Below are 26,600 nucleotides of genomic sequence, written 5' to 3' on the forward strand. Positions count from 1 at the left end.
GAAGGGGATCTTTTCGGACTATATCCGCAGATAAAGATGGGTAAAGGTTAGGAGCATCGCAAGTGGTGGTTTTATACCGGATTCCAAGACTGTTTGTGCTCTAAATCTGGTATGGGGCAACAATAATGAAACGATTCATATGACACCCAAAACTAATTAAACAAGATGTGTAGGAAGACCGCACCTTCATTTTGAGCTTCCCGCCAGCTCATGATTTATATTTCCCAAGGTAATCTGGCATGTGAGATCAATAACAGAATTTGTCTATACAATGCTGCATAGGCAGGATTTTGCATATCAATGTCAAATATTCTTTGAAAAAGTACTCTTCGCAGGATCAAGATGAGGTGATACTATTTGAAAAAGGGTTTTTCACTGCTGGGACTACCGGTTATTGCCATTAAAGAGGGCAAAGAAGTGGGGCGGGTTATGGATCTTCTGGTGAACCCGCGCAGTCTCAAGCTGGAATTCTTTTTGGTGGGCCGACAAAGCAAATATATTGATCTGCGTTTACTGGATTTTCTGAAGGTGGTAGGGCTGGGCGAATATGCAGTCACTACCGAAAATGAACAGGAACTGCATCAGATAGATGAAGTTCCGGCCGTCAGAAGCTGCCTGGAGGCCAGTATCGACATTATGGATAAAATGGTCCTGACCCGCAGCGGCAACCTGGAAGGCGTGATTGAGGACATATTTATTGACGAGCCCAGCGGTGCCATTGTGCAACTGGATTATAAGAACCTGCGCAACAATATGCAATTACAGAGCATCGCCAGCCAGGATATCATCAGTTTGGGCCAGGATGTGCTGATTATCAAAGAACGCCAGCAGGTACAGGGCAAAGGCCGCTCCTCTGTGACCGCTTTAACCACCCCTTCGTCATCTCATAAAAAACAAGGAGCGGTGCTTTTTAAACAAAAACAACGTCAATTTTTGATGGGCAAAGAAGTACAAAAGGATATTAAAGACCATAAAAACCAGGTGATTATTCCCAAGGGTACGGTGGTTACGGGAGAGGTTTTGGATGTGGCCGAAGGCCACGACCGCTTCGTGGAACTGACCCAGTGGGCCCGCTGATCCAGTATGTTATGAGCCTTAAAGCTTTTGATATGTTATAATTAGGTTCAGTTCCGATGACGGGAGGATAGTGTTATGGATGAATTGATCAAAATCGTTAAAATGGAAACGATGAGGACCTTTTTATGGGTATTTATTTCATCCGCGGTGGCCATGGCGGTATACTATTTAGTATGGTAAATGATACGATAACGAAAACGGGAGGATAGCAGAGTATGCTCCCGTTTTTTTGATGTGTTTTTTACCGGAAAACATTTGACATGGCCCAATATTTAACATATACTAATTTAAAGCAAACATACCCAAGGGGGGTATAGAAATGTCTGAAGATAAAGAAAGGGTCAGCCAGGATCTATTAACGAGACTGCGACGGATTGAGGGACAAGTAAGAGGTTTGCAGAGGATGATCGAAGAAGAGACTGAATGTGGCCAGATTCTTAACCAGGTGGCAGCAGTGCGATCAGCTCTGAACAAAGTAGGGATGATTATGTTTCAGCATCACTCCCGGGAGTGTATTGCCAAAGCCGTCGGCCAGGAAGGGCAACAGGAAAGAATTGATGAGATAGTTACCCTGATGGGCAGACTAATTAAATAAGGCATAAGGAGGATATGCAATGGCTAATGTGATCAATTTAGATGACAACAATTTTGAAAAGGAAGTTGTTCAATCCGGGCTTCCGGTTCTGGTGGATTTTTGGGCGCCATGGTGCGGCCCCTGCCGTATGGTGGGACCTATTGTCGAAGAATTGGCCCTGGATAATCAAGGCCGCATACAGGTGGCTAAACTGAATGTGGATGAGAACCAGGTTTTGTCCAGCCGCTTCAACGTCCGTAGTATCCCCACTCTGTTGTTTTTCAAGAACGGCCAGGAGATAAAAAGGATTGTGGGCGCGCAAGGTAAAGCACAACTGCAGAAGATCGTTGATGAAGTCCTGGGCTAAATAAAAATGGCAAGATATAGATTTCACTCGGGGTGTCAGCAAATCAGGCCTGACACCCATTTTGGTCTTCTAAAAGGGATAGTATATCCGCTTTGCTGAGGCTTTTCTGGCCCGCCTCCAGGCAGTCCAAGAGACGACTGATGATATCTTTAATCAGATATCCCTCGGTTTCAGGCTGTTCTTCATAAGTGCAGCGGCAGTCATCTTCAGTTCCCTCCAGATACTGGCAGCCGCGGCATATCATGCCTAAAACCGGGTGCTGCTGCATGGGACAATAATTAAAATAACTCAAATCAAGCATATCCAAACCTCCCTCTAAGTCTTCTTACCGTCTTTGCCCTGGCCCAGCTGATGCATAAATGCTTTGACGACTGCCTCATAACCCTGGTCTCCGGGGTGGTAATACTTGCTGCCCAGGTATTCGGCCGGCAGATAGTCCTGAGCCACATAACCTCCATAATCATGCGGGTATTTGTAGCCCCGGCCTTTGCCCAGACAGGATGACGCCTTGGAGTGAGAGGTATCGCCCAGATGTGGAGGAACATTGACAGCGGGACCTCTGCGTATGGATGCTATGGCATTGTCAATGGCTGCTTTGCTGGAATTGCTTTTAGGCGCGGTGGCCAGATACAAGGTTGCTTCAGCCAGAGGTATCCTTCCTTCAGGCATGCCGATAAACTCAACCGCCGCCGCCGCCGCTTGAGCCAGAGGCAAAGCATGGGGGTCAGCCAGGCCGATGTCCTCAGCCGCATGTATTACCAGACGGCGGGCGATATATACCGGGTCTTCACCGCCTTCCAGCATGCTGGCCAGCCAGAATATAGCCGCATCCGGGTCAGAGCCGCGAATACTTTTGATGAAAGCTGAGATACTGTCATAATGCAGGTCGCCGCGCTTGTCATATTGAAGGCGGGGCCGGTCCACCACCAGGGCGACATCCGCTTCAGACAGATGCAAGGGCCGGCTGGTGTCACTGGAATTGGTCAGGGTCTCCAGAATATTCAAGGCAGTGCGGGCATCCCCTTTGGCATGCTCAACAATAAGCCGCCTGGCCTTGTCATCGAGGCTTATCCCGTATTTACCCAGACCCCGCTCGGAATCAAACAAAGCGCGGTTGGTGATCTTATTTATGGCGTCTTCATCCAGTCCTTTCATAACATAGAGTCTTACCCGGGATAAAAGCGCATTGTTGATCTCATAGAGGGGGTTTTCGGTGGTGGCGCCTATTAAAATGATCGTGCCTTCCTCAACGATTGGCAGCAATACATCCTGTTGAGATTTGTTAAAACGATGCACCTCATCTACAAAGAGAATGGTTTTCTGCTGATAGTATTTTAACCGCGCGGCCGCATCCGCGCCCATCTTTCTTATGTCAGTCACCCCTGCGGCTACGGCCTGCAGCTGTACGAAGGCGGCTTTGGTATGCTCGGCGATGATCCGGGCCAGGCTGGTTTTACCGATGCCGGGCGGACCGTAAAGGATCATGGAGGTCAGGGCATCCTGCTCGATGAGCCGGCGCAGCACCGAGCCTTTAGCCAGGAGATGATCTTGACCCACTATCTCATCCAGAGTACGGGGCCGCATACGAAAAGCCAATGGCCCTTGCCGGCCTCCCTGGGATTCCAAGTTAATGTCGAATAAATTCATACGATTCCTTCCTTAGGGTTTTCTAAATAAATCTTAGGCTCAAAATGGTCCGGCCTGCAATCATAATTTGACCATCTATATCAACTAGTATAATGTGGTATTGTATTTTGCCATAGTAATCAAGGCTTGAAACATAATGAAATCAGGAGCTGACGCCAATGAGAACCGGGGTCTTTCTCAGCGGAGGTGTGGACAGTGCCGTAGCCGCTTTATTGTTAATGCAGAGCGGTCATGAGGTCCTGGGCATCACCATGGTAAATTGGAACCCCGACATAACCCACAAGGCCGTACAGATAGCAAAATTTTTGGGTATCACTCATCATGTGGTTGACTTGAGAAGTCGATTTCAGGAAGAGGTCATAGGTTATTTCTGTGACACCTACCAGAGGGGGGCTACCCCCAATCCCTGTATTCGCTGCAACTCGGTGATTAAATTCGGGGCCCTCCTGCAATACGCCTTGGAGCAGGGCTGTGACAAGATTGCCACCGGGCATTACGCCCGGATAAAATACGACGCCGCAGCCGGTTTATACAGCCTTCACCAGGGCCTGGACCGCAGCAAAGACCAGAGCTATTTCCTTTACCGGCTGAACCAGGCGCAATTAGCTCGAATCTTGTTTCCGCTGGGCGAATTGTCCAAGCAAGAGGTTTGGCGGCTGGCCGAAGAACACGGTATTCCCATCATAAAAGGCCAGGAAAGCCAGGAAATCTGCTTTATTGAGGGGGACTACCGGGACTTCCTGGCGGAACGAGTGCATAATGAGCCCGGAGAGATTCAGGACCTGCACGGAAACGTTATAGGCCGGCACCGGGGGCTGCCCTATTACACCGTCGGACAGCGGCGCGGTCTGGGGATTGCCGCAGCCCAACCGTTGTATATCGTGGATTTAATAAGTGAACAGAACCGCATCATCGCCGGTCCGGAAGAGAAGCTGTATCAACGGGCTCTGTCTGCCGGTGATGTGAACTTTATTCGTGGTGAGCGGCCCCCTTTGCCCCTGGAAGTTGAGGCCAAGATCCGCTACCGGGCGCCCCTGAGCAAAGCCGTGGTTTATCCGCAGCAAGACGGGGTTAGGGTCGAGTTCGCTGAACCACAGCGGGCCATAACCAAAGGCCAGTCAGTGGTCTTCTACTGCCAGGATCAAGTTTTGGGCGGAGGCATAATCGAAAAGGGATTGAAGTCATGAGGCGATGATTTCAGCCGTTAAGCCCGGTTGAGGTGTCTATGCAGGCCTCAGACAAAGGGGTGAGGCGGCCCGGAAGGAAAGCGTTGCCGTAATGGAAAAAAGTCCCGGGGAAACTAATGACGATAACAATCAGAAGTGAATAACAAATTGACTTAAAACAGTTATATCTGATTACACTGCGCCTTTTACGGCGCATTTTTTTTGCTCTGCCGGGCAAGCTAAACACAATACAACAAGGGGGCCAGCTGACTTGAAGTTGCGCAACATATTGAGCCTGCCGGTATTTTATGAACCCACCGCAACTGTAATCGGTTCAGTTAAAGAGGTGGTAGTCGATGATAGTTACCGGATAGACTATCTGATCATAAACACCAACGAAAGTGAAGTGCGTATGATCCCCAGCCCTTGTTTTGTATTAGGCCAGCATGCTGTGCTGATTCATGACATGGCCAGTATCAAACCATGCCCGGCAAGGGAAGAATCTACCGTATACGAAAAAAAAGTGGGAGATGTTATATACGATGAACAGGGCCGGGAAGTCGGTGCGGTCAGTGACTTCATAATCTCTGCGCAGGATCACAGGGTTTGGGGGGTTGAGGTTTACAGCGGGGCTTTGAATGATATACTGCAGGGCCGCTGCGAAATCCCACTGGACCAGGTGACCTGGAAGAGTATAACAAGTGCGGTCATTGAATCGGAAAGGAGAGCTTAACCATGACATTGAGATGCCCAGCTTGTGGCGGTCTGCAGGTAGGCAAGGTAGGAAGCGACCAGTTTTACTGTTGGAATTGCTATCTGGAATTCAACTTTCAAAAAGGCCAGGTTAATCTGTATGAAGTGGCCGAAGATGGAAGTCTGATTGCTATGGATAATTCCTCAGAAATTCTTTAACAGAGACGGAGGTGAAGCATTGAGAGAGCACAATCATGGTCATTGGGGCATTATGATGTTTGGAGCCCTCCTGGGGGTGGCAGCCACAGTGATGTATTATAATCAGAGCAGCGAACTGTCCCGGGTAGGAAACCGTATCATCAGCAGATCCAAAGAGGCTGTCGACAACACGGTCGGCAGCATGCGTGACGAAACCTATTCCAATATGGGAAGAGAGATGTAAAGGTGTCCCTTTACAAAACTAGAGGATGGCGCTACATTCTTTTTTTCCTGGTGGCTGTCGCCACCCTCTATTTTTTGTACCGGGTTCGCGAAGTGCTCTATGCTTTTAGCTTCGGCGGGGTAATGGCCTATTTTCTTTACCGACCTGTCGCTGCCCTGGAAAAGCGGGGTCTTAAGCGGGTAATGGCAATTTTGCTCATCTACTGCCTGGCCATAGCCAGTCTGGGGGCCTTGATATATTGGATTGTGCCGGTCACTGCGGCCGAACTCGGGGACCTGGCCAAACTCTATCCGCATTGTGTGCAAGATGTGCAGAAACTGATCTCGCAAATGGACGGCATATCCAAACCGGAACGCCTGCAAATCTTTATCGACCATAATCTCGATCAGATCGAAACTGGTATATATAACGCTTTACAGAACTTTATCAACACCTGGTATCATCTGTTAAACCGTATACTCGCTTTGATTTTTGCGCCGATCCTGGCCTTTTATATCCTCAATGACTGGGAAAAAATCAGAGATGGTTTCCTTAATCTCCTTCCCCCGCGGGGGCGTGTACAGCTGCGCAGCCTGTGTCAGGAGATCGACAGGATAATGGCCGAGTTTATAAAGGGGTATTTCCTGGTGGCGATAACGGTTGGGCTGTTGACGGGAGCCCTGGCGGCTATACTGGGGGTTCCTTTTCCGATGATCATCGGTATCCTGGCGGCAATCACCAACCTGGTTCCCTATTTCGGCCCCTTGCTGGGGGGACTGCCGGCTGTGCTTCTGGCATGGAGCGTTTCATTAAAATTGGCCATATATATGACCCTGGGGATTATTATTATCCAACAATTAGATGCCAACCTGTTTACTCCCCGGGTAATTGGTCAAAAATTAGGTATGCACCCTTTGGTGATCATATTTACGCTTCTGGCCGGAGGAACCTTGTTTGGCTTGTGGGGCATTATCCTGGCTTTGCCGGCGGCAGCAGTATTAAAAGTGGTTTTGCATTGGGCGCATCTCAAGATAGCAGAATAAAAGCCGGCTTATGTAAAATGCTCCCATTGCAATTTCTAGCCGCGATAAGTTGACAGCACATCGGCTTTTCCGTGAAAATAAACTATACTAGTATTTTTTTCGGGATGGAGGAGGCCTTTAGTGAAAAAGAGCAGTGAGATAAGACAGACTTTCCTCGAATTCTTCAGGGAAAAGGGTCATACGGTGGTGGAAAGTTCATCACTGGTGCCTATTGATGACCCTACCCTATTGTTCACCAATGCTGGAATGAACCAGTTTAAAGACGTGTTCTTAGGTCTGGATAAGCGCAGTTATACCCGGGCGGCAACTGCACAAAAGTGTGTGCGCGCTGGAGGAAAGCACAATGACCTGGACACGGTGGGGAGAACCGCCAGGCATCATACCTTTTTCGAAATGCTGGGCAACTTCTCTTTTGGTGATTATTTCAAACGTGACGCCATCGCTTATGCCTGGGAGTTTCTGACCCAGGTGGCCGAACTTCCCCGGGAAAAACTGTGGATTACTATTTACACCGATGATGATGAAGCCCATGCCCTGTGGCAGGAAGTCGCCGGGGTCACCCCGGAGCGCATCATCCGCCTGGGAGAGAAAGACAATTTCTGGGCTATGGGCGACACCGGACCATGCGGGCCTTGCAGCGAGATCCATTACGACCGCGGCCCGGAATATGCCTGTAAAGCTGAGGTATGCGGCATCGGTCAGTGTGACTGTGACCGATTCCTGGAAATCTGGAATCTGGTATTCATGCAGTATAACCGCGATGAAAGCGGGAACATGACCCCGCTGCCCAAACCCAGCATTGACACCGGTATGGGACTGGAAAGGCTCAGTTCATTATTGCAGGGTGTGGACAGCAATTTCGATACTGATCTTTTTACCCCCATCATCAAACATATGGAGGAAATGACCGGCAGGGTATACGATCGCGGGGAGGCAGGCTTTCCCTTCCGGGTTATAGCCGACCATAGCAGAGCCTGCACCTTTTTGATAAGCGACGGAGTGCTGCCCAGCAATGACGGACGCGGCTATGTACTGCGCCGCATATTAAGGCGCGCGGTTCGCTTCGGACGTGTATTGGGGATTGAAGAGGCATTTTTACATAAAAACGTCGATATGGTGTGCGAACTCATGCAGGACGCATATCCTGAACTGACGGGCCGCAAAGAATTTGTCAAAGAAGTTATCAAAATGGAGGAACAGCGCTTCCTGGTAACCCTCAGCGAAGGCCTGAAAAAAGTTGAAGATATTATCAAAAACATGAAAAAAGAAGGCCGCCAGGTCATGAGCGGAGCCGAGGCCTTTATGCTTTACGATACCTATGGCTTCCCCCTGGATTCGGCGGAGGATGTGGCTGATGAAAACGGGGTCAGCGTCGACCGTGACGGCTTTAACGAACAGATGAATATGCAGCGGGAAAGAGCCCGCCAGGCCAATAAAGGCGGTGAGGCCTGGGCTCGCGAGATCATGATTTCGGAGCTGTTGGCCCAGATCGAGGCTGAACCCACCGGGTTTACCGGTTATGACACCTTAACAGATCAATCCCGGCTGCTGGCTTTGATCAAAGACGGCGAGCTGGTCAGCGCGGCGCAGGATGGCCCCATTATGGCAGTCACCGCAGCCACACCCTTCTACGCCGAGAGCGGCGGGCAAGTGGCTGACCGGGGCATGATATCCGGCCAGGCTGGAAAAATGTCTGTTGACGACGTGCAGAAAGTGGGGCCCTGGATTATTCATCTGGGCACTTTGAAAGGAACCTTAACCAGCGGGGAAACTGTCGCTCTGGAGGTGCAAACCGAATCCAGGTTGGCTACGGCCCGCCATCACACCGCTACCCACCTCCTGCACAAAGCTCTGCAAACTGTACTCGGAGAGCACGCGCAGCAAAAGGGGTCTCTGGTTGAGCCTGACCGTCTGCGTTTCGATTTTTCCCATCTGTCAGCTTTGAGCGAGCAGGAAATCGAGAAGATTGAATGCCTGGTTAATGAAGCCATATGGCAGGCTTATGCGGTGGGAACTTCGGTAAAAAGCCTGGAAGAGGCCCGCAATATGGGCGCCATGGCTTTATTCGGAGAGAAATACGGTGATTTGGTGCGTATGGTTCAGGTGGAAGGTTACAGTCTGGAACTGTGCGGCGGAACCCATGTGAAAAATACTGGTCAGATCGGCCTTTTTAAGATATTGAGTGAGGGCAGTATAGGCTCCGGATTACGCAGGATTGAAGCTGTGGCAGGAAAGGCCGCCCTCGGCTACCTGCAGGGAATCGAACAGGAGATTAAAAAGGCCGCAGGACTTTTAAAGACCACGGACCGTGATGTGAGCAACCGGGTTGAAGCCATGACTCGTATGCTCAAAGAACGGGAGCGGGAGATCGAGGCTTTGAAGGCGAAGATCTCACGCAGTGCCAGCGAGGACTTGTTGACGCAGGCTTATAAAAAGGGCGGCAGTCATATACTTATCGCGCGGGTGACAGGCCAGGAACCCGATTCACTGCGCCAGAACGCGGAAATGCTGAAGGATAAATTGGGCAGCGCCGTAGTGCTCCTGGCTACGGAAAATAACGATAAGGTTTCTCTGGTGTGTTTTGTGAGTAAGGATCTGGTGGAAAAGGGCGTACATGCCGGGAAAATCGTGGGAGAAGCAGCGCGCATCACCGGAGGCGGAGGCGGGGGCAGGCCGGACATGGCCCAGGCCGGGGGCCGGGAGCCGGATAAAATAGATGCCGCCTTGAGTGCTGCCCGGGCGCTAGTGGAAAATTCTCTGGGGTAAGTAAAAGGATTATCTATTTCCCAAGCCGAAAGAGTACCTGGGGAGGGATTTAAAATATGGCACACGGACCTAAAAATACGGTAAGTTTCAGTCTGGCCAAAGACGGCGAGGAAAGGGTCAAATCGATCCTGCAGTCAGTTCACCTGGCCCTGGAAGAAAAGGGATATAACCCGATAAACCAGCTGGTAGGGTATATGATTTCCGGTGACCCGGCCTATATTACCAGCCATAACGAAGCCCGCAGCCTTATCTGCAAAGTGGACCGTGATGAGATCATGGAGGTTTTAATCAGGGACTACCTGGGCAAGTGATTAAGAAACGGTACTGCAGGCAGCCGGGATGCGTCAGGGTTATGCAGGGTGAATTATGAGAATAATGGGATTAGATGTCGGAGACAAGCGCATCGGGGTGGCTCTGAGCGATCCTTTAGGTTGGACAGCTCAGCCTCATTCGGTATTGCTGCGAAATGATCCGGCCCGGGATTTTGCTCACCTGGCCCGGCTTTGTGCTGAAAATCAAATTGAAAAGATCGTAGTCGGTTTGCCTCTTAACATGAACGGTACTATCGGGCCTCGTGCGGAACTGGTGCAGGGCTTTGCAGCACAATTATCGTCTTTTACCGGAATCGAAGTTGAATTCTGGGATGAAAGACTGTCTACCAAAAGCGCTGAACGCACCCTCCTGGCAGCAGATGTTTCGCGCCGCAAGCGCAGGCAGGTTATCGATAAACTGGCTGCGGTTCACATATTGCAAGGTTATCTGGACCGCCACAGCCGTTAAGAGTTTGTTTGACGAAAAGAGCAATAAACTATAGAATGTCAATAGTTTGTAGAAAGAGGTGACTCTAATGCACGATGGAGACCTTTTAGATGATGATTATCCAGTACTCGTTCTGGTTGATGATGAAGGTATAGAACATCAATTTGAGCTATTAGCTGAACTGGAAATCGAGGAGGCCTTTTACCGCGTCCTTATACCCCTGGAAGAGGAAGATGAAGAGGAATGTGAAGTGGTCATACTCAAAGTGGTCTACGATGAAGAAGGCAACGAATTCCTGAGCGACATCGAAGATGAAGAAGAATGGGAAATGGTGGCAGATGCCTGGCAGGAATTGGTAGACAGCGAGGGCATCTAATTTTAAGTCTTCAAAAGAAGCCTCCGGGCTTCTTTTTTGTGTCTCTGATTAGATAGCATACTGCTTCGTAAATGTAATATAATCGTAATAGTTAGGACTAATCTAGGCTTTGGGGGAAGAGTTTTGTCTGCTATACAATTCGATACAAGATTAAAGAAGGCTGTATTTTGGGTAATTATCCTTATTTTGGGCATAATGTCGGCAGCAGGTCTTTTTTATTGGCAGGCATATGCCAGTAAACAGAGTTTTCTTCCCGGGGTCACGATAGCCAATGCTGCGGTTGCAGGCTGCGATAGCAGCCAGGCTATAACTACTCTGGAAAAGCGAGTGAACCGGGCCTATAAGCAACCGGTGGTTTTCACCAGCGGAACCTATCGTTATGAAACAACCCTGGGGGCCTTGACTTTCCCGGTGGAGGCAGCCAGGGTCGTCAATGAGGTCTACTCCCAGGAGGCCAAGCGGAACTGGATCTCTAAAGCCACCAGTATGGTTGGCAGCAAAGCCGTTCAGTATTCAGTGCCGGTCGAATACCGGGCTGATGTGGTGCAGCAGTTGCTTAAAGAGTGGCAGGGGACTTTGGGAACCCCGGCCGAGGATGCCTACCTGGAGGTGGACAAGAGCAGGGGCCTGGTGGTAGTACCCGAAAAGATAGGGAAAGAAATAGACCATGATGCCACCTGGTCGCAAATGCCGGAAGAATGGGATGAGTTTTCTGCATTGGAAATACCGCTCAAAATGAAGGAAAATTATCCGGCGGTTATTGCCAAGGACCTTGAAGGGATGGGGGAATTGTCCTCATCTACCACCTGGTATAAAGTGGCTGAGGTAGACCGCACCCATAATCTGACCAAAGCCGCCAACATTATAAACGGGGTGATGATCAAGCCCGGGCAGGTCTTTTCATTTAACCAGACCGTGGGACCGCGTACTGGTGTTACCGGATACCGGGATGCCCTGGTTATTGTGGGGGACAGATTCGAGCCCGGCACCGGGGGCGGTATATGCCAGGTATCTTCAACGCTTTACAATGCCACTCTCCTGGCGGGATTGGAAATAGTGGAACGCTACAACCACGGCCTCCTGGTGGCCTACATCCCTCCCGGACTGGATGCGACTGTGGCTTACGGGCTGCAGGACTACCGCTTCAGAAACAACACCGACAGTCCGGTTTACATAAGAGCCGTGGCCGGAGGAGGGAAGCTGACCATCACCCTGTACGGCAACCTGGCTTTCAAGAAAAATGTGAAATTGAGCTATGTTATTGACCAGGTCATTCCTTTTCAAGAGATACGAGAACTAAAACCCGATATGGAACCCGGAACAGAAAAGTTGGATCATAACGGAACACCCGGATATGTGGTGCGCTCTTTCCGCAGTTATCTTGGCGCCGGCGGAGAAACCACCAGCACCGAGCAGCTGGCCCGGGATCGTTATAAACCTTTAAATAAATTGGTTTTTGTGGGGCCGGAAGCGCCGCCTGAAAAGCCTTCTGACCGGGATAAGCCGGATGATCCGGATGATCCCGGCAGCGATCCCGACAAACCTGACCCGTCTGAGACCCCGGTAGATACCGAGCCGGAAAATGTGGATCCGGGGGCTGAAGGATATACCGATTAAGAAATATGAAAATGGATGGTTGAAATGAGTGAAATCAAGGTTATGCGCAAGAAAAACACCATGTTAATGCTGGCCGCCCTATTGATACTGCTAAGCCTGGGCCTTTGGGGAGGGCAACTCCTTTCCCGGCAGTATCAGCCGGTAGATCCCGGTGATCTTAATTGGATAGATCTTAATATCCCCCCGGCCAGCAACGCGGCCGGGATTGCCGCGTTATTGAAATCACAGGATTTGATCCGCAATGAGGACTTCTTTCTGGCCTATTGCCGTCAGCAGGGTTTGGACAACCAGCTCAAGGCGGGCCATTACCGTTTTTCCAGGAGTCAAGGATTGGCTGAAATTGCCTCGGCCATTGCCGAGGGAAGGGTAGTCAAGCTGTCTTTAACCATACCGGAAGGCTATACCGTTGACCAGATAGGCGAACTGCTGGTCGGCAGGGGTATATGCAGCCCTGAGGAATGGAAGCAAGTGGCCGGCGACGACTATGATTTTTCCTTTCTCAAAGCACAGCGTTCCTCTGCGGTTAAGCATCCTTTAGAGGGTTTCCTTTTCCCTGACACCTATACTATTGAAGAATCCACCTCCGCCAAGGAAATTGTAAAAATAATGCTGACCCGCTTTGAAACCGTATGGAACGACCAATTCGCCGGGCTGGCACAGGCGCAGAATCGCAATATGATGGAAGTGGTCACCACTGCTTCCTTGATTGAGGAAGAAGCCGGGATAGCAAGCGAGAGGGCCCAGATCGCCGGGGTCATAAAGAACCGGCTGGATATGGACATGCTCCTGCAGATAGACGCCACTGTACTGTATTGTCTGGGTACCAATAAACCTGTAGTTACATATGCTGACTTACAGGTGAACTCGCCCTATAATACCTACCTATACCCCGGTTTGCCGCCTGGACCGATCGCCTGCCCGGGTCAGGCCTCTATCCAAGCTGCCCTGGCACCGGAGAACCACCACTATTTGTATTATGTTGCCCGAGGAGACGGCAGCCATGAATTTACCGCCACCTTTGGCGAACACCTGGCAGCTCAGCGCCGCTATGCAAACTAAACCTGCCTTTTCAAGTCAATCACAGCTTTGCGAAGACCTGAGCCATCTTCGGCCGGAGCTTTTAATGCCGGCCGGCGACCTGGAAAAATTGGAGACCGCCTTGCTTTTTGGCGGGGATGCGGTATATGTCGGCGGCCAGGAATATAGTCTGCGGGCTTATGCCGGCAACTTTGACCTGGCAGCTCTCGGCCAGGGCGTAAAATTTGCCCGGAGTATGGGCAAAAAGGTTTATGTGGCAGTGAACATCCTGGCGCATAACCGCCACCTCAAAGAATTGCCTCATTATCTGGAGAAGCTTGCCGAGCTTAATGTAGACGGCTTGATTGTGTCGGATCCGGGAGTCATCAAACTGGCCCGGCGCTGCGCACCCCGGATTCCTATTACGGTCAGTACCCAGGCCAATGTGAGCAATTACGAAAGCGCTGCGGTGTTCAAGGATATGGGCGCCGCCAGGATTGTACTGGCCCGGGAATTGTCGCTGGATGAGATATCTGCTATCAAGGCCCGGGTAGGGATGGAAATCGAAGTCTTTATCCACGGGGCCATGTGCGTATCTTATTCAGGACGCTGCCTGTTGTCATATTATATGACCGGGCGCAGCGCCAATCAAGGCGCTTGCGCTCATCCCTGCCGTTACCGCTATGCCCTGCAGGAAGAGAAGCGCCCCGGGCAATACTACCCTATTGAAGAAGATCAGCATGGCACCTACATTCTCAACTCCAGGGACCTGTGCCTGTTGGATTATATCCCGCAACTGATCGAGGCCGGGGTTGATGCCTTTAAAGTGGAGGGGCGCATGAAAAGCCCCCTCTATACCGCCGTGACGGCTCGAGTTTATAGACAGGCCATCGATAAATGGCTGCAAAGCCGTTCCCCTTATTCGCCCCCGGATCTGGAAGCCTGGCGCCTTGAACTGCGGGGCATAGCCACCCGGCCTTATACCACCGGTTTTATTTGCGGTTCTGCAGATGAGCTACAAGACACCGCCAAAACGCCTCGGGACGATTATCATTTCGAGTTCTGCGGGATGGTAAAGGGCCGCGATCAGGAGAGGGGCAGAATCGAGGTTGAACAGAGGGCTAATTTTGGCCGGGGTGAAGACCTGGAGATCATGATTCCGCCGCAAGATATCAGACCATTAACCCTCACAGAGCTTTATGACAGTGACGGAATGCCTTTGGACCGCGCCCGCCATGCCCGGCAGCGGGTTTGGATACCCTCATCGGAGCCCGTTCTGCCAAATTCAATATTGCGCCGGGTGTTAAGGAGGGCAGGCCGTGCAGAATGATTGCGGCAATATTTGGCTGACGGTAAATCCCGCAGATATCGATTTGTTAAACAAAATAATCGAGGGTTACGAGCACCTGGGGGTCTTATCCACTATAGACCGCCATAACGGCCTGGTGGTAGTGCGGGGAACCGCGGACACCCGCCGGGATTTAATGCATATCTTGACTAATTTGCCTTTCGAGATTTCCATCAAAAACGGACCCGCTGTATAAGCCTGATATGATGAGACCATGCTACATTTAAAGGCAGAAAAAGGGGGCTTGGCAGTGCGCCGACGTATTGCCCTGGTGGCTTTCATGATGCTGTTTATTTTTGTTTTTCTGGCCGGCAAGCTGTCCTGGGATCAGGTGATAAACGGCCGTAAGCTGGCCCGCGCCGCAGTGCAGATGAGAAGTCAGACCATTGAGCTGAAAGAGTACCCGCGGGGCGTTATTCTGGATCGCAATGGCATCCCTCTCACCGATAGCACCAAAGATTATGCCCTCTATGCTATGCCGGGGGTGATAAACACTCACTATGCTGGAGACGGCAACCTTCAGGCGGCCTTTAACCGGGTTGAATCCCTTCTGGCTCCCTATCTGAATGAAGACACCGAACAAGAAATCAAACAGAACCTGAGCCAGGTGAGAGATCAGGACCGGTCACTGATCAGAATAGCTTCCCGCCTCGGCGATGAGGAGGTGGAGGCCTTGCTTGATCTGGACATACAGGGGGTGATCGTAGCTCCTATGATAAAAAGGTACCGGGATGACGGTTTTATGGCCCACCTGCTGGGGTATGTCGGCCCGACAGGAAACAGCGGGCAATCAGGCATCGAAAAAAGCTATGATCACATCCTGGCCAATTCCACTGCCGAGCTGGAATTAGTTTCAACGGTGGATGCCCGCAATACGGTTATAAAAGGGTTGATGTTTAAACTGCGTCAGGAACAGGAAAACTCCCGGGGCACGGTGGCTTTGACCATTGACAAGCGCATTCAGGAACTGGCTGAAACAGCCATGAACCGGCACGTGGACCGCGGGGCGGTGGTGGTGATGGACATCGAAACCCGCCAGGTTTTAGCCATGGCCAGCAGGCCCGGTTTCAATCCCTACGATGATATCAGCCTGATAATAGCCAGCGACCCTTATAGCACCCTTACCAACCGGGCCTTAAGCAGGTATCACCCCGGCTCCATCTTTAAAATACTGGTAGCCGCAGCAGCTTTAGAAGAAGGAGCCGTCACCGTTGACGATTATTTTGAATGCGATGGGGCCTACGATTTTAATTCTCAGGTGTCCATTTCCTGTCTGAAAAAAGAAGGTCATGGCCGGATTGATCTGACCACTGCATTTACGCGTTCCTGTAATCCCAGTTTTATAGCGGTCGGGGAAGCTTTGGGCAGAAACAATTTAATGAAATATGTGGAGCGGTTCCACCTCACTGATGAAACCCTTCAAGGTTATGTGGCTGACACTGATTACAGCTATGTGAATATTGAAGCCGGACCTGCCGCACTGGGGAATGCTTGTGTGGGGCAAAAAGGGGTGATGCTCACTCCATTGCAATTGACCTCCATGATTGCGACGATCGCCGATGAGGGTTTCTGGAAAGCGCCTTCCCTGGTGCGCTACAGCGTAGATCAGTATGGCAGCACAGAAGTCTGGCCTGATCAATCCAAGCAAAAAGTAATCAGCCTGGAAACTGCCGCCGTGATGCGGCAGATGATGGAAAAAGTGATTACAGAAGGGAGCGGCCAGAGCGCCGCCATGCAGGAAGTGCCAATTGCAGGGAAAACCGGTACCAGTCAGACCGGCACAATTGATAATAGTACCACCCCTCCCCGTGAAATACTCAACGCTTGGTTTGGCGGATACTTCCCCGCCGCTGAACCCCGCTTTGCTATCGTGGTTCTGGCTGAAGACGGTGAAAGCGGCAGCAAAGACGCTGCCCCGGTGTTCCGCGACATCGTACAGGGAATGATGAATTACTATTAAAAACCCGCTGCGTATCAGGACGGAATATGTAAATAAATTGCTTTGACCTTTATTGACTATTAATAAGGTGCATATTATAATAAAAGACAGATATTAGGAAAGCTGGTGACTGATTTAAGGCTGCTTCACCCAGCCGGATGAAAAATACCATATTTATATTTCAATATGAGTTTGGCTCATGATTTACTTGAGGAGGTGTATAGTAATGGCCAAAGCAGTTGGAATTGACCTGGGTACGACCAACTCCGTTGTCGCAGTGATTGAGGGGGGGAGCCCCACGGTTATAATAAATGCCGAAGGATCTAGAACAACACCTTCGGTAGTTGCTTTTAAAGAGGGAAAAGGCCGCCTGGTGGGACAGGTTGCCAAGCGCCAAGGAGCCTTGAATCCTGAAAAGACCTTTTACTCGGTAAAAAGATTTATCGGACGGCGTTTTAAAGAGGTTGAAGACGAGCGCAAGCTGGTGCCCTACCAGGTTAGCGCGGGGCCGGCTGATGCGGTTCGATTCAAGGTTGATGACAAATTCTATGCTGCGGAAGAGATTTCCGCAATGATATTGAGCAAGCTGGCGGAGGATGCTTCCAATTACTTGGGAGAAAAGGTGGTCGATGCGGTTATCACCGTACCGGCTTACTTTAACGACGCCCAGCGCCAGGCTACCAAAGACGCCGGAAAAATCGCGGGGTTAAATGTTTTGAGAATAATAAATGAACCGACCGCTGCCGCCCTGGCCTATGGTTTGGAAAAGAAGACTAATGAAACCATACTGGTCTTTGACCTGGGCGGCGGGACTTTTGACGTGTCCATCCTGGAGGTCGGGGACGGGGTTTTTGAAGTGAAATCCACTAATGGGGACACTCATCTGGGAGGAGACAATTTTGACAAGGCTATCGTGGATTGGCTGGCGGAGGAATTCAAAAAGGATTACGGCATCGACCTGAGGAAAGACAAACAGAGTCTGCAGCGCTTGACTGAAGCGGCGGAAAAGGCCAAAGTAGAACTTTCCAGCGTATTGGAGACCCAGGTTAGTCTGCCGTTTATTACCGCGGATGCCGATGGACCCAAACACCTGGATATAAAATTGACCCGGGCAAAATTTGAAGATCTGGTGCACGACCTGGTTGAAAGACTGCGCCAGCCCATTAAATCGGCTCTGGCAGATGCCAGGCTAAACGCCCCGGATATTGACGAGGTCATTCTGGTGGGCGGTTCTACCCGGGTGCCGGTGGTGCAAAAGCTGGTTGAAGAACTCACCGGAAAAAAGCCCAACATGAGCGTAAATCCCGACGAGGTTGTAGCGGTGGGAGCAGCCATTCAGGCCGGGGTATTGTCCGGTGAGGTCAAGGACGTGGTCTTACTGGATGTGACCCCCTTATCCCTGGGGGTGGAAACCATGGGCGGTATCATGACCCGCATCATTGAGCGCAATACCACCATTCCGGTGCGCCGCAGTGAAGTATTTTCCACTGCCGATGATAATCAGCCCGCGGTTGATATCCATGTCTTGCAGGGTGAGCGGGAAATGGCCCGTGACAATCGTTCTCTGGGACAATTCAAGCTGGAGGGGATTCCGCCTGCACCGCGGGGGATACCGCAGATTGAGGTTACCTTTGATATCGATGCCAACGGTATTCTCAAAGTTACCGCCAAAGATAAGACCAGCGGCAAGGAACAGCAGGTTACTATCAGCGGCTCCTCGAACCTGGATAAGGGCGAGATCGACAAGATGATCAAAGACGCCCAGAACTTTAACGCGGAAGACCGCAGACGGCGCGAAGAGGCGGAAAAGCGCAACCAGGCTGACGCTCTGGCTTATCAGGTAGAGCGGCAGTTGAGCACCATGGCAGATCAATTGCCAACAGCTGATAAAGCCGGCATAGAGGAGAAATTGGAACAACTGAAAAAAGCCATTAAAGACGGCAGTTCCAGTGCGGCCCTGGACGATCTGATGAGCCAGCTGAACGAGGCGGCCCAGGCCATGGCGAATGCGGGGCATAAGGCATCAGAGCCCGGCGCCGCCGCTCAGACGGACGGCGACGATGTTATTGATGCCGAATATGAAGAAAATAAATCATCCCGTTAATGGAGGCAGTAGATTATGTCAGTGCAATATCAGGATTATTACCAGGTTCTGGGGGTGGAGCGCAACGCTGATCCCAAACAGATTAAGGCGGCCTACCGCAAACTAGCGCGGAAATGGCATCCTGATCTGCACACCGGGAAAAAGAAAGACGAAGCGGAAGAGAAATTCAAGCAGATCAATGAAGCCTACGAAGTACTGAGCGACCCCGATAAAAGGGCTAAATATGACCGTCTGGGGAGCAACTGGCGGGCGGGGGATCAATTCACCCCCCCGCCCGGCAGTGACGGTTTCTATACCTACACCAGCACTGATTTCGATCCGTCAGACCTGGGAGGCTTCAGCAGCTTCTTTGATGTTTTGTTCGGTGGAAGACAACGCGGCCGGCAGCCCCAGACCGATTTCGGCTCTTATTATTATGATCGGCCCCGGCGAGGTGAAGATGTGGAAAGCCAAGTCGATATCACTCTGGAAGAAGCCTTGCATGGCGGCGCCAGATCCTTCGCCATCAGCAGCGCTTCCACCTGCCCGGAGTGCCACGGCCAGGGGTTTAAGGATCAAGGCTTCTGCCAGCGCTGCGGCGGCACCGGTTCGATACCCGAGCGGAAGACCCTGCAGGTCAACATCCCTGCCGGTGTATATCAGGGCAGCCGCATCCGCCTGAAAGGACAGGGGGGAGAGGGGTTTAACGGCGGTCCGCGCGGCGACCTGCACCTGAAGGTCAATATCCTGCCCCACCCCCTGTTTAAACTACAGGAAAGTGACATTGAATCAGAGTTGACCGTCACCCCCGAGCAGGCTGTTCTGGGGGATAAAATGCCGGTTCCCACCCTGGAGGGCAGCATCACTATGACGGTTCCGCCGGGGAGCCATAACGGGCAGCGCATGCGCATCAAGGGCAAGGGACTGCCCAGGAAAGACGGGACCCGCGGAGACCAGTACGTCAGAATAAAAATCGATATACCGCGTAATTTGAGTGAAGCGGAACGCGATCTGTACAGGCAGCTACAGGAGATTCGAAAAAGGTAGGAGAGTACTTATGAGCATCTACAGAGTATACTTCCATGATGAAGGGGAGCCGATGCCATTATCGCAAATCGATATCCATCCAGAATTCCTGCAGTTGCTGGCGGAGCTTGGAATTATCGAAATTAGGAATCACCGCATTGACAACTGCTGCTTGACACGGATTTCAAAAATTATGCGCATCAGGCAGAGGCTGGGGGTAAATATAAACGCAGCCGCTATAATCGTGGAATTATTGGAGCGAATCGAATCCCTGGAGGACGAAATCGAACACTTGAAGAAATGAGGTGATTAGATGAATATAGAACGTCTTACCCAAAAGTCGCGGCAAGCCCTGTCCGAAGCGCATCAGCTGGCAGCCGAGAAACACCATCAGGAAGTAAACAGCAAGCACCTTTTAAAGACCTTGACAACTCAGGAAGAGGGCATCGTGCCGCGATTGCTGGAACAAGCCGGCATAAACCTCAATGCTTTTGACCAGCAGTTGAATCGGCTATTGGAAAAAATTCCGGCCGTTTACGGATATGAGGGCTCGGTGTATATGAGCGGCTCCCTGGCCCGGGTACTGAATCAGGCCGAAAAAGAAGCCCAGCTCTTAAAAGATGACTATGTCAGTGTGGAGCACATCCTCCTGGGCTTAATTACTGAAAGCGAAAACGATCTTAAAAATCTATTGCAAACCGTAGGCTTGAACCGCGACCAGATTTTCAATGCCCTGCGCGCGGTGCGCGGTTCGCAGCGAGTGACCAGTGAGAATCCCGAGGAGAGCTATGAAGCCCTGAGCCGCTATGGCAGAGACCTGACCCGCCTGGCCAGGGAAGGCAAATTGGATCCGGTGATCGGCCGGGATGAGGAGATACGCCGGGTGATAGAAATTATCTCCCGCCGCACGAAAAACAACCCTATTCTGATTGGCGAGCCCGGGGTAGGGAAAACCGCCATCGTAGAAGGACTGGCCAGGCGAATCGTGGCCGGAGACGTGCCTGAGGGCCTGAAAGGCAAACAGATCATATCTCTGGATATGGGCGCTTTGGTAGCCGGGGCCAAATACCGGGGAGAGTTTGAAGAGCGGCTCAAAGCGGTTCTGAAAGAGGTGCAGGATTCCAGCGGCACAGTAGTCTTGTTCATTGACGAACTGCATACGGTGATCGGAGCCGGGGCTGCTGAAGGGGCCATGGATGCCAGCAATCTGTTAAAACCCATGTTGGCCCGCGGGGAACTGCGCGCCATCGGGGCCACCACTTTGGACGAGTACCGCAAACACATTGAAAAAGACGCCGCCCTGGAACGGCGTTTTCAGCCGGTATTTGTCAATCCCCCTTCAGTGGAGGATACCATCTCCATATTGAGGGGTTTGAAAGAACGCTACGAAGTACACCACGGGGTGCGCATACAGGACGCCGCCCTGGTAGCGGCTGCGGTTCTGTCCGACCGTTATATTTCGGACCGCTTCCTCCCCGACAAGGCCATAGATTTGATGGATGAATCGGCTGCCCGCCTGCGTACCGAAATAGACAGCATGCCGGCCGAGCTTGATGACATCACCCGCCGCATCATGCAGCTGGAAATAGAAGCGGCGGTGCTGGAAAAGGAAAAAGATCCAGCCTCCAGGGAGAGACTGAACAACATCCTCAAACAACTGCAGGATCTGCGCAGTGAAGCTGATGTGATGAAAAGCCAATGGCAGAATGAAAAGGAAGCTATTTCGCGGCTGCGGCAGATCAAGCGCGACATAGAGGAATGCCGCACCGAAATAGAAAAAGCCGAGCGGGAGTATGATTTGAACCGCATAGCGGAGCTGAAATACGGCCGCCTCAACCAGCTGGAAAGACAGCTTCAGGATGAGGAATCCCGTTTGGCAGATAATCAGATGCACCGCCTGCTTAAAGAGGAAGTCGACGAAGAAGATATCGCCCGGGTGGTGAGCCGCTGGACCGGCATACAGGTGAGCCGCTTGATGGAAGGCGAACGCGAAAAGCTGATGCATTTGGACGATATTCTGCATGACCGGGTGGTAGGCCAGAATGAGGCCGTGGAGGCGGTGGCCGATGCAGTTCTGCGCTCCCGCAGCGGGTTGAAAGATCCCAATCGTCCGGTAGGCAGTTTCATCTTCTTAGGACCCACCGGGGTGGGCAAAACCGAATTAAGCAAAGCTCTGGCTGAAGCCCTTTTTGACGATGAGCGCAACATGGTGAGGCTGGATATGTCGGAATATATGGAAAAACACAGCGTAGCCCGGCTCATCGGCGCTCCGCCCGGATACGTGGGCTATGAAGAAGGGGGGCAGCTCACCGAGTCGGTAAGGCGCAAACCTTATTCGGTGCTGTTGTTCGATGAGATCGAAAAGGCTCATCATGATGTGTTCAACATCCTCCTGCAGATTCTGGATGACGGCCGCTTGACCGATGGCAAAGGGCGTTCGGTCGATTTTCGCAATACTATCATCATCATGACCTCTAACATCGGCAGCCAGGAGATATTAAGCTTCTCTCAGAGCGGAGGCAAATATGAAGAAATGCGCAGCAGAGTACTGGATTTGCTTAAGATGCATTTCCGGCCGGAGTTCTTAAACCGGGTGGATGAAGTCATAGTATTCCACGCCCTGGAAGAAGCACAGATCGAACAGATCGCCGGTATGCTGCTCAAGAAGCTGGCTTTGCGTTTCCGCGAAAATATGCAGAGTATTCTAAGCTGGGATAAATCAGCCCTCAAATATCTGGGCCAGAGGGGTTATGACCCTTACTACGGGGCCAGGCCTTTAAAGAGGCTGATTCAGCAGGAGGTTGAAACCGCACTGTCCCGGCAGATCATCGGCGGAGCCATTGCTCCGGGGGACAATGTGATCATCAGCGCTGCTCAGGATGCAATTTCGCTCAATATCGAGAAAGCCGCCCGATAAGGCAAACAAGGGGAGACGGTCCCCTTGTTTGCCCCCCCAACAAAAAAAAGAACGTTCCTTTACCGGAACGTTCTTTTACTGTGTCGGGCGTGTATGACTTTTATGCGCTGCGCATCGCCAGCCATTCGCTCATAGCCGGATACACAGATTTTTTCGCTATGCTGCCAAATACCAGACCCCCGTGTCCTACCGGAAATTCACAGTAGTCCTTATCCGCTGAGGAGGTCAGATGCAGCGCTGCCTTTGCCTGGGAAGGCAGAACAATATGATCGTTGCTTCCCGATAAAGCCAGCAGGTTGGCCTCAATACGATGGAGGTCTATCAAATGGCCCCTCAAAACAAACTGTTTATTGGCCAGCTTATTGCCCTGGTACATGTCTTTAATCCACTGGCGATATGCTTCACCGGGCAAGTTGGTGTTGTCATTCATCCATTTGTTCAACACCCGCCAGCTGTGAACCGACATCCCTTCATCAATCATCTTCCATAGGCGGCTATAGGTAGCTACATAATTGTTTACCGGATTTAACATTTTCAGGCCGGCATCCACAAAATGCCGGGGTATCAATTCGAAAGCATCCACAATTTTATCCACATCATAGGACTCAGGCCGCAACCACAGAGAAGACAGGCCGGCATCATGAAAGTCAAGGGGCGCAGCCATAAGCACCAGGTTTTTAACGGTTGGTTGCTGAAAAAGTGATGCATACATAGCCGCCATGGTCCCGCCCATACAATAACCGACCAAACTGATTTGCCGGCAAGCGGAAAACTGGCAGACCTTACGCACGGCATGGGCTATATAATCGAAAATCAGATCGGCAAAACTAAGATGGCGGTCTTCCCAGCCAAAATCGCCCCAGTCCAGCAGATATACGTCGTGCCCTTCAGCCACCAGGTGTTCGATCAGGCTCATCCCCGGGGTCAGGTCCAGGATGTAGGCTTTGTTTATTAAAGCGTATATAAAAAGAATGGGAGTTTGATACTTTTCCCCGGTATTGGAAATATACCGGTATAGCTTCGCTTTGTTTTTTCTCCACACCGTTTCTTTGGGAGTCATACCGGTTTGGGGGTAGGGGTCAAAAACCAGTATTTCCGCCCATTTTTTGGAATTATCCAGGAACCGGTCATAGCTTTCCTGTAATTTCTCACCCAGCACGGCGGCTGAGCTGTTCGTACAGCCTGTTTTTTTCATAGTCATCCAACTCCTTGTCCATGATATCCATGGTTTCCAACACGTGCTGGCGGGGAGGAATGACGACCGCTTCCCCGTCAAGCAAAATATGACCGTGCTGATTGTAGCAAGTGGTGCGCAGTCTGACTCTGCCACGCGGCATGATTTCTATGACTTCGGTTTCTGCTTTGATGGTGTCGTTAAAATAACAGGGCTTTAAAAAGCGCAGGGTTTGGCTTTCGTATATAGTCCCGGCTCCGGGCATACTGTTGCCGACTACATTGGATATAAGACCTACCAGCAGCATGCCGTGAACGATCCGGGTTTTGAAATGTCCGACCCGGGCCCGGATCTCATTGACATGCAGCCAGCTGAAATCACCGGTAACTCCCGCATAAAGGTATACATCCGTCTCGGTGATGGTTTTTTCCACAAAATCTCTGTCGCCCACTTTTAATTCACTGTAGGTCTTCTCGATCATGATACTCCTCCTGGTTTTAGCCAGTCGTTTCATTCCTGGCTTTGTTTTTCTTTTTAAGCGAATCGGTCTTCTTGGGGGCTGAGATTTCCAGCACCGGTTCCTCAGCTGGAAGGTTCAATATGGCGCCTATCGTGTCTAATTTCTCTTTGACTAGGTCGATCTGTTCCCAGCTCCGCTGCTGGAAATCCGCCATCCTGACAAGATTATCCGTAATGGAATGGAGATGAGTGTGGATCTGAAAGTCAATCTGATCGATTTTATCTTCCAGCGCGATGATCAATTCAGCAACCCCGGCCAGGTCTTTCTTAGAGGGTATAACGCTTGTCTCCAGAAGCTTTTCCAGGTTTTGCTTCCCGGCCTGGTAGCTGCCCAGGTATTGTTCTCTCATGGAATGGGCCATTTCGTTAAACGTTTTGGTCGACAAATACTCTTTAACGGCATTGCTCCAGGCTTCCTCGTTTTGAAAATAAACTTTTTTCCAGAGTTCTATGAAATCCGGATAACACTTTTCTTCCTGAGGCTTTGTTTCGGTGTTCTGTTTTTCAGCGGTCATAAAGGCGATTCATCCTTTCCCAATCCGTATGCTAAAGGGTGATGACTCCCACCAGAATTTCGCAATTTTACAGACTGTCAACTTTTTTACTTAATTCCTCAACCCGTTTGAACAGATCCGTCATGCAGGTAAAGCCGGGAATTTGAAAACTGGATGCGGATTCCTTCATGACTTCGCCATACTGCTGCTGCTGCGTTTTTGCCTGCATGGCAAGATTTTCGACAAATTTTACGGCTTCCTCGCGGGCTACTTTTTTCTGTTCCATATATTTTTGCACCATCTTATCCATCTGTTCCTGGGACCAGGTAATGCTTCCTAAAACCAAAAGCCAGGTATCCCAAAAACTCTCAATGGATTTTTCCGCCATCTCGAAACTTCTGTTCATCGTTTCTTCATAAGACATTATGTTGTTCTCTCCTTTCAAATGTTTCAATCGTTTTGCATGACCACATCATTTTTTCTTGACTTCCGGCTATGCTCATCAGACTATTAAAAGGAACCGCCTTAGGTTCACTTTACCATGGCAATATTAAATTGCTATGCTGTGATTGTAAATTTTGGGAAAATCTTGTGTATAAAATTGGTTTGGTTTTTTACGTTACTGATTTGCAGTTTAAGCTGTACTGTGATTGATTGGATTTCAGCCGATGCTCCGGCATGGGCGGTGGCATGAATTGCAAACCAGTTTCCGCCTGGCAAAAGAGTTTGCCGAGTTGTCTGAACGCCCCTTGCCGCCGGCGGAAGCATTCTCGGAGATCGCCTTTTCAGATTGCTTGAGTGGACGAGGATCCCATATGACCTGCAGGCAGCGACTTCATTCTTCTGGCAATCAAAATTTTGCCCAAGATACGTTAAAGGCTCAAATTTCAGTTTTATCCGAAATTTGAGCCTTCTTCCTGCGCAGAACTTCCGATTGACCCCTTCAGAACCGTCCCTGTGTTTCCCTGCTTAAGAAGTGGAAAACCCCTGTTGTTCATACCAGTCGGACTTAAGGTAATCGTATATCTTTTCCAACTTTTCCAGGTGGTCGCGCTCCCATTTGGCCAGGTACCGGCACAACTCCTTAACCGCCTTATTGTCAGCCTGCTCTGCAGCCTGGTTATAGTAATCTATTGATGCCTTTTCCATTAATACCCCGGTGCTGATCACTGAGATTTCCAGATCGCTCTTGACCTGGCCCAGCTTCATGAGGTCAAAAATGCCCGTAGAAGGTATAAGATCCATGTCAAGATCATCAGGCAACGGCTCCTTGCCTGCCGCCAGGTCAGCGTAAAGTTTGCGCATAGTCTCCTGATGTCTCACCTCTTCATCGGCCAGATGAATCAACAAGGTGCGGATTTCGCCTTCGCTCAGATGCTCAGCCGCCAGGCGGTAGAAGGTCTCGCCTTCAACCTCGTTCAATATCGCCACCTTCAACAATTCCAATTCCTTTATGGTCATCTCATATCACCTCCATACCATCTTGCCAATCATTATACCCGAGTTGGTTATTTCATGTCCAAAAAGCGCCGTTCATGCCTGTGTACATTTTATCCGGCAGTTGTTTCCTGGATTAC

Annotated in this window: 28 protein-coding genes; 21 read left to right on the forward strand and 7 right to left on the reverse strand. The window is 50.7% G+C overall.

Annotated features, from left to right (window positions below):
- The first annotated feature begins 357 nt into the window (after window positions 1–357).
- The 3 genes from B3W37_RS06510 to trxA all read left to right on the forward strand — a co-directional run bounded on the left by B3W37_RS06510 (window position 358) and on the right by trxA (window position 2,018).
- Window positions 358–1,077: a PRC-barrel domain-containing protein gene (locus tag B3W37_RS06510; protein ID WP_483169678.1), complete on the forward strand. Its 720-nt coding sequence runs from the start codon at window positions 358–360 to the stop codon at window positions 1,075–1,077.
- A gap of 319 nt (window positions 1,078–1,396) precedes the next feature.
- Window positions 1,397–1,672 (forward strand): metal-sensitive transcriptional regulator, encoded by a 276-nt coding sequence (locus tag B3W37_RS06515; protein ID WP_481040777.1) that lies wholly within the window; start codon window positions 1,397–1,399, stop codon window positions 1,670–1,672.
- 19 nt (window positions 1,673–1,691) lie between these two features.
- Window positions 1,692–2,018 (forward strand): thioredoxin, encoded by a 327-nt coding sequence (gene trxA / locus B3W37_RS06520; RefSeq protein WP_483169679.1) that lies wholly within the window; start codon window positions 1,692–1,694, stop codon window positions 2,016–2,018.
- Between the two features lie 43 nt (window positions 2,019–2,061).
- On the opposite strand, the gene B3W37_RS06525 is transcribed toward trxA, so the two are convergent.
- Both B3W37_RS06525 and B3W37_RS06530 read right to left on the reverse strand, forming a co-directional pair.
- A complete protein-coding gene (locus tag B3W37_RS06525; RefSeq protein WP_481040773.1) occupies window positions 2,062–2,319 on the reverse strand; it encodes a hypothetical protein in 258 nt (85 codons plus the stop codon).
- A 14-nt stretch (window positions 2,320–2,333) separates the two neighbouring features.
- The gene (locus B3W37_RS06530) at window positions 2,334–3,665 is read right to left on the reverse strand and encodes a replication-associated recombination protein A (protein WP_483169680.1); all 1,332 of its coding nucleotides are present in this window, start codon (window positions 3,663–3,665) and stop codon (window positions 2,334–2,336) included.
- 158 nt (window positions 3,666–3,823) lie between these two features.
- Between B3W37_RS06530 and mnmA the strand changes: the two genes are divergently transcribed.
- The 18 genes from mnmA to clpB all read left to right on the forward strand — a co-directional run bounded on the left by mnmA (window position 3,824) and on the right by clpB (window position 22,836).
- Window positions 3,824–4,852, forward strand: coding sequence for a tRNA 2-thiouridine(34) synthase MnmA (mnmA, locus tag B3W37_RS06535; RefSeq protein ID WP_483169681.1), 1,029 nt, complete (start codon window positions 3,824–3,826; stop codon window positions 4,850–4,852).
- Window positions 4,853–5,102: 250 nt separating this feature from the next.
- The gene (locus B3W37_RS06540; RefSeq protein ID WP_483169682.1) at window positions 5,103–5,564 is read left to right on the forward strand and encodes a PRC-barrel domain-containing protein; all 462 of its coding nucleotides are present in this window, start codon (window positions 5,103–5,105) and stop codon (window positions 5,562–5,564) included.
- A 2-nt stretch (window positions 5,565–5,566) separates the two neighbouring features.
- Window positions 5,567–5,743, forward strand: coding sequence for a hypothetical protein (locus B3W37_RS06545; protein WP_483169699.1), 177 nt, complete (start codon window positions 5,567–5,569; stop codon window positions 5,741–5,743).
- A gap of 19 nt (window positions 5,744–5,762) precedes the next feature.
- Window positions 5,763–5,966 carry a hypothetical protein gene (locus tag B3W37_RS06550; RefSeq protein ID WP_483169683.1) on the forward strand — a complete coding sequence of 68 codons (204 nt, stop codon included), beginning with the start codon at window positions 5,763–5,765 and terminating at the stop codon, window positions 5,964–5,966.
- A 2-nt stretch (window positions 5,967–5,968) separates the two neighbouring features.
- On the forward strand, window positions 5,969–6,988 hold the full coding sequence (locus B3W37_RS06555; RefSeq protein WP_483169684.1) for an AI-2E family transporter: 1,020 nt from the start codon (window positions 5,969–5,971) through the stop codon (window positions 6,986–6,988).
- Window positions 6,989–7,108: 120 nt separating this feature from the next.
- Window positions 7,109–9,754 (forward strand): alanine--tRNA ligase, encoded by a 2,646-nt coding sequence (gene alaS / locus B3W37_RS06560; RefSeq protein WP_483169685.1) that lies wholly within the window; start codon window positions 7,109–7,111, stop codon window positions 9,752–9,754.
- Between the two features lie 56 nt (window positions 9,755–9,810).
- Window positions 9,811–10,065 carry an IreB family regulatory phosphoprotein gene (locus tag B3W37_RS06565; protein ID WP_481040759.1) on the forward strand — a complete coding sequence of 85 codons (255 nt, stop codon included), beginning with the start codon at window positions 9,811–9,813 and terminating at the stop codon, window positions 10,063–10,065.
- Window positions 10,066–10,120: 55 nt separating this feature from the next.
- A complete protein-coding gene (ruvX, locus tag B3W37_RS06570; protein ID WP_483169686.1) occupies window positions 10,121–10,534 on the forward strand; it encodes a Holliday junction resolvase RuvX in 414 nt (137 codons plus the stop codon).
- Between the two features lie 67 nt (window positions 10,535–10,601).
- Window positions 10,602–10,889: a DUF1292 domain-containing protein gene (locus B3W37_RS06575; protein WP_481040755.1), complete on the forward strand. Its 288-nt coding sequence runs from the start codon at window positions 10,602–10,604 to the stop codon at window positions 10,887–10,889.
- Between the two features lie 195 nt (window positions 10,890–11,084).
- Window positions 11,085–12,506: a VanW family protein gene (locus tag B3W37_RS06580; RefSeq protein WP_483169687.1), complete on the forward strand. Its 1,422-nt coding sequence runs from the start codon at window positions 11,085–11,087 to the stop codon at window positions 12,504–12,506.
- A 15-nt stretch (window positions 12,507–12,521) separates the two neighbouring features.
- The gene (gene mltG / locus B3W37_RS06585; RefSeq protein ID WP_483169688.1) at window positions 12,522–13,565 is read left to right on the forward strand and encodes an endolytic transglycosylase MltG; all 1,044 of its coding nucleotides are present in this window, start codon (window positions 12,522–12,524) and stop codon (window positions 13,563–13,565) included.
- Window positions 13,507–14,853, forward strand: coding sequence for a peptidase U32 family protein (locus B3W37_RS06590; RefSeq protein ID WP_483169689.1), 1,347 nt, complete (start codon window positions 13,507–13,509; stop codon window positions 14,851–14,853). The genes mltG and B3W37_RS06590 overlap by 59 nt, the downstream gene beginning before the upstream one ends.
- Window positions 14,843–15,067 carry a DUF4911 domain-containing protein gene (locus tag B3W37_RS06595; RefSeq protein WP_483169690.1) on the forward strand — a complete coding sequence of 75 codons (225 nt, stop codon included), beginning with the start codon at window positions 14,843–14,845 and terminating at the stop codon, window positions 15,065–15,067. Before B3W37_RS06590 ends, B3W37_RS06595 begins: the two co-directional genes overlap by 11 nt.
- Window positions 15,068–15,121: 54 nt before the next feature.
- Window positions 15,122–16,831: a peptidoglycan D,D-transpeptidase FtsI family protein gene (locus B3W37_RS06600; protein ID WP_483169691.1), complete on the forward strand. Its 1,710-nt coding sequence runs from the start codon at window positions 15,122–15,124 to the stop codon at window positions 16,829–16,831.
- A gap of 205 nt (window positions 16,832–17,036) precedes the next feature.
- Window positions 17,037–18,914, forward strand: a complete 1,878-nt coding sequence (gene dnaK, locus B3W37_RS06605; protein ID WP_483169692.1) for a molecular chaperone DnaK — start codon at window positions 17,037–17,039, stop codon at window positions 18,912–18,914.
- Between the two features lie 15 nt (window positions 18,915–18,929).
- Window positions 18,930–19,940: a DnaJ C-terminal domain-containing protein gene (locus B3W37_RS06610; protein ID WP_483175141.1), complete on the forward strand. Its 1,011-nt coding sequence runs from the start codon at window positions 18,930–18,932 to the stop codon at window positions 19,938–19,940.
- Window positions 19,941–19,950: 10 nt separating this feature from the next.
- Entirely contained in the window at window positions 19,951–20,223 is a 273-nt protein-coding gene (locus B3W37_RS06615; protein WP_483175142.1) for a chaperone modulator CbpM, read from the forward strand.
- Between the two features lie 9 nt (window positions 20,224–20,232).
- Window positions 20,233–22,836 carry an ATP-dependent chaperone ClpB gene (gene clpB / locus B3W37_RS06620; RefSeq protein WP_483175144.1) on the forward strand — a complete coding sequence of 868 codons (2,604 nt, stop codon included), beginning with the start codon at window positions 20,233–20,235 and terminating at the stop codon, window positions 22,834–22,836.
- A gap of 100 nt (window positions 22,837–22,936) precedes the next feature.
- Here the strand turns inward: clpB and B3W37_RS06625 are convergent, their stop codons facing one another.
- The 5 genes from B3W37_RS06625 to B3W37_RS06645 form a co-directional block, all read right to left on the reverse strand.
- Window positions 22,937–24,031: a PHA/PHB synthase family protein gene (locus B3W37_RS06625; protein WP_483171409.1), complete on the reverse strand. Its 1,095-nt coding sequence runs from the start codon at window positions 24,029–24,031 to the stop codon at window positions 22,937–22,939.
- Window positions 23,985–24,491, reverse strand: coding sequence for a MaoC family dehydratase (locus tag B3W37_RS06630; protein WP_483171408.1), 507 nt, complete (start codon window positions 24,489–24,491; stop codon window positions 23,985–23,987). The genes B3W37_RS06625 and B3W37_RS06630 overlap by 47 nt, the downstream gene beginning before the upstream one ends.
- A 16-nt stretch (window positions 24,492–24,507) precedes the next feature.
- Window positions 24,508–25,044 carry a hypothetical protein gene (locus B3W37_RS06635; RefSeq protein ID WP_483171407.1) on the reverse strand — a complete coding sequence of 179 codons (537 nt, stop codon included), beginning with the start codon at window positions 25,042–25,044 and terminating at the stop codon, window positions 24,508–24,510.
- Window positions 25,045–25,111: 67 nt separating this feature from the next.
- Window positions 25,112–25,477: a hypothetical protein gene (locus B3W37_RS06640; protein WP_483171406.1), complete on the reverse strand. Its 366-nt coding sequence runs from the start codon at window positions 25,475–25,477 to the stop codon at window positions 25,112–25,114.
- Between the two features lie 515 nt (window positions 25,478–25,992).
- Window positions 25,993–26,484, reverse strand: a complete 492-nt coding sequence (locus B3W37_RS06645) for a ferritin-like domain-containing protein (protein WP_483171405.1) — start codon at window positions 26,482–26,484, stop codon at window positions 25,993–25,995.
- Between the last annotated feature and the right edge of the window lie 116 nt (window positions 26,485–26,600).

Source organism: Syntrophomonas sp. UBA5494 (assembly GCF_002426325.1).